The 2,807-nt window shown below is 44.1% G+C and carries 3 protein-coding genes; 1 reads left to right on the top strand and 2 read right to left on the bottom strand.

The genetic code is table 11. From position 1 onward, the window contains the following. Nucleotides 1-184: 184 nt before the first annotated feature. Entirely contained in the window at nucleotides 185-826 is a 642-nt protein-coding gene (gene hpf / locus F6K38_RS38830) for a ribosome hibernation-promoting factor, HPF/YfiA family (protein ID WP_287256451.1), read from the bottom strand. A 191-nt stretch (nucleotides 827-1,017) separates the two neighbouring features. On the opposite strand from hpf, the gene lipB reads away from it, so the two are divergent. Then, complete coding sequence (gene lipB, locus F6K38_RS38825; RefSeq protein ID WP_287293927.1) at nucleotides 1,018-1,674, top strand: lipoyl(octanoyl) transferase LipB; 657 nt, start codon at nucleotides 1,018-1,020, stop codon at nucleotides 1,672-1,674. Nucleotides 1,675-2,030: 356 nt separating this feature from the next. Here the strand turns inward: lipB and F6K38_RS38820 are convergent. Then, a partial coding sequence (locus F6K38_RS38820) for an Rqc2 family fibronectin-binding protein (protein ID WP_287360261.1) occupies nucleotides 2,031-2,807 on the bottom strand: 777 nt, incomplete at its 5' end.

The raw sequence follows: 2,807 nt of genomic DNA, 5'->3' as shown, positions 1-2,807 counted from the left end.
CTTGCTTATTTAGCCTATTACCTACAGTACCACAAGAATTGTTGTTTATGTGAGGGGGTGAGCTTACCCCATGGATGAATCGTAGGGGCTTGCGCTCACCCCCTCACACTCCCCGATTTCCGGTCAACGGTCAATGGTCAACGCTCAACGCTCAACGCTCAACCTTTAACCTTCCACAGAGTTTTTATAAGAATCCTGCGGCAGCACTAAGGCTTTGAGGTACCTTACCGTTACTGTGGTTGGTTTTACCATTGCCATTACGGGGTTGGATTACTCCATATCCCCCATGATTGCGTTCATAGATTACATTAATCTCCCCGGTTTTGATGTTCCGGAACATATAAAAATCGTGGTCTACTAGCTCTAGTTGTTCCAAGGCTTCCTCTACAGTCATTGGCGGCATGGCAAAATACTTCATGCGCACCACTTCTTCGGGTAGCTCAGGAGTGCGATCGCTAATCAGATCAACTGGCACCGATTCTTCTTCGAGTATTACCTGTGTCTTGGCCTGATTACGGGTTTTCTGAGATTGCAGCTTCTCCTTATATTTGCGCAGTTGACGATGAATCTTATCAGCGACCAGATCAATGCTGGCATACAAGTTTTCAGTACCCTCTTGGGCACGAATCACTGTCTTATTGGCATAAATGGTTACTTCAGCTGTCTGTTTAGGGTTTATCCGAGGATTACGAGCCACCGATAGATTTATATCGACCTGATTGGTAATGTTTTGAAAATGATTGACCGCCTTTTCTATTTTTTGATGTACATAGTCACGAATTGCATCGGTGATATCGATGTTTTTACCTTGGATAACAAGCTTCATACTGACTACTCCATCTCGTAACGTTTGCGCTTGACAATAGCAGTGGAGGTTGGGGAGATCTGCTATTGGTTCTTACTCTTACCCTATCACTTTGTATTCTAGACAACATCAACTTTTGATTTCTCTTCAAATTCCTTTGCATTCGTTGACATTGATAAAATAGGGCATAGAGTATGAGATAATTGAGGATCGTGCGTAAATGTTTAATTAGTCATCAAGGTTTAGTCCCTTACACAGTGGCTTGGGAGCAACAGCGTACGCTAGTTAGTCAACGGCTCCAAGATTCCAGTTTGGATGATATTCTCCTGTTGCTGGAGCATCCACCGGTTTACACCCTAGGAAAAGGATCTCGTCTTGACTTTCTCAAATTCGATCCCAATCAGGTTAACTGGGACGTGCATCGGATAGAGCGTGGTGGTGAAGTGACCTACCACTGTCCTGGACAACTGGTAGGCTACCCCATTCTCAATCTCCGGTACTATCGCCAAGATTTACACTGGTACCTCAGACAGCTAGAGGAAGTTTTGATTCAGGTATTGGCTGTCTATGGACTAAAGGGTGAGCGGGTGGCTGGCATGACTGGTGTCTGGCTAGAAGGATGTAAAGTTGCTGCCATTGGCATTAAGGTGAAGCGCTGGATTACCATGCATGGCTTTGCTTTGAATGTCTGTCCTGACCTTGCAGGTTTTAATCATATCGTTCCCTGCGGCATTGCGGATAAACCGGTGGGTAGTCTAGCTCAGTTTATTCCAGATCTTAGTGTGGAACAGGTACGCTTAGATCTCTGTGGTAAATTTGCTGAGGTTTTTGGTTTGCAACTGATTGACCAAGGGGAAAGGGGATTTTAGGGTAAGCATTCAGCTATCAGCATTCAGCTATCAGCATTCAGCTATCAGCTATTGGCCTATGGCCACGGTACTTCAAATGCATATGCTTACCAAATAGCTAAAGTCCTGCTACAGCATCCTGGTTTTTGGGTAACGGTATTGCCTCTTTCCACCGTATATTTGTTAATTTTTATTTAAATTTTATCAAAAAAATCACCAGCTGTTGAGACAGCTGGTATGATCCACGTAATTAATTAGAGATACGTCGTCGTTTTCCATGAGGAAAATCCAGGCTGCGCGTTCCCAAACCGACAGCCTAAAAATTTCTGCTTTAAATTAATCGTAACAGAGAATACGTTCTTTTTTGTAATTAAAGTTTACATTTTTTGGGTTGAGGCAGATTCCATCACGTGATGACGACCTTGATCAGGACGCCCCCAGAGGATTTGCTCGTGCTTATAAATCGCCATGCCTGGTTTAGCGCCTTTAGGCTTGTAGACATATTTGGGTTTCGTGTAAACAACTGGTACCTGTTCACTCTGACACCCCCGGCTGTTGTAAGCGGCTAGATCAGCAGCAAATTGCAAATCTGCTGGATCAGCTACTGTTCCTGGCTCTAATCTCAGTAGTACATGACTCCCAGCAATCTCTTGGGTATGAAACCAGAGGTCATAATCCCCAGCGGTGCGAAATGTCAGCTGGTCATTTTGCCGATTGTTGCGACCAATCAATAATTCAAAACCACTGGGAGTCTGATATCGATAGGGCTGTGAGACATCGGATAAATTACGACTCCTTTGAGCAGAAGCTTCTAAATATCCTTGCCCAATTAGCTCTTCGCGGATTTCCTGTAGAGTTTGTAAGTCGTCTAGAGTGTTGTAGGTGTTTAGCTGAGTTAATGATGCCTCGACTTGCTCTAAATACTGTATTTCATCTTGTACTTCTTTTAGTAATGGCTCAACCGCATCCCGAGTTCGTTTCAGTTTTTGGTGTCGCTTGTAGAGAGCTTGGGCATTTTGGACAGCATTTTTCTCAGGATTTAAGGGAATCTTGACTGGCTGGTTGGTTTCAAAGTCCGGTAGGGTGATCGATTTCATCCCTGGTTGCCAATCCTGGAGATATGCCATTAATAAGTCAGCTTTTTCTCGGGATTG

This window comes from Moorena sp. SIO3B2 (assembly GCF_010692525.1).
Lineage (GTDB): Bacteria > Cyanobacteriota > Cyanobacteriia > Cyanobacteriales > Coleofasciculaceae > Moorena > Moorena producens.
The sequence above is the reverse complement of the archived record's forward strand: the minus strand, read 5'-3'. Positions and strand labels throughout refer to the sequence as shown.

Coding starts and splice junctions, on each gene's coding strand:
- hpf (WP_287256451.1), bottom strand. CDS start 826: ATGAAGCTTGTTATCCAAGGTAAAAACATCGATATCACCGATGCAATT.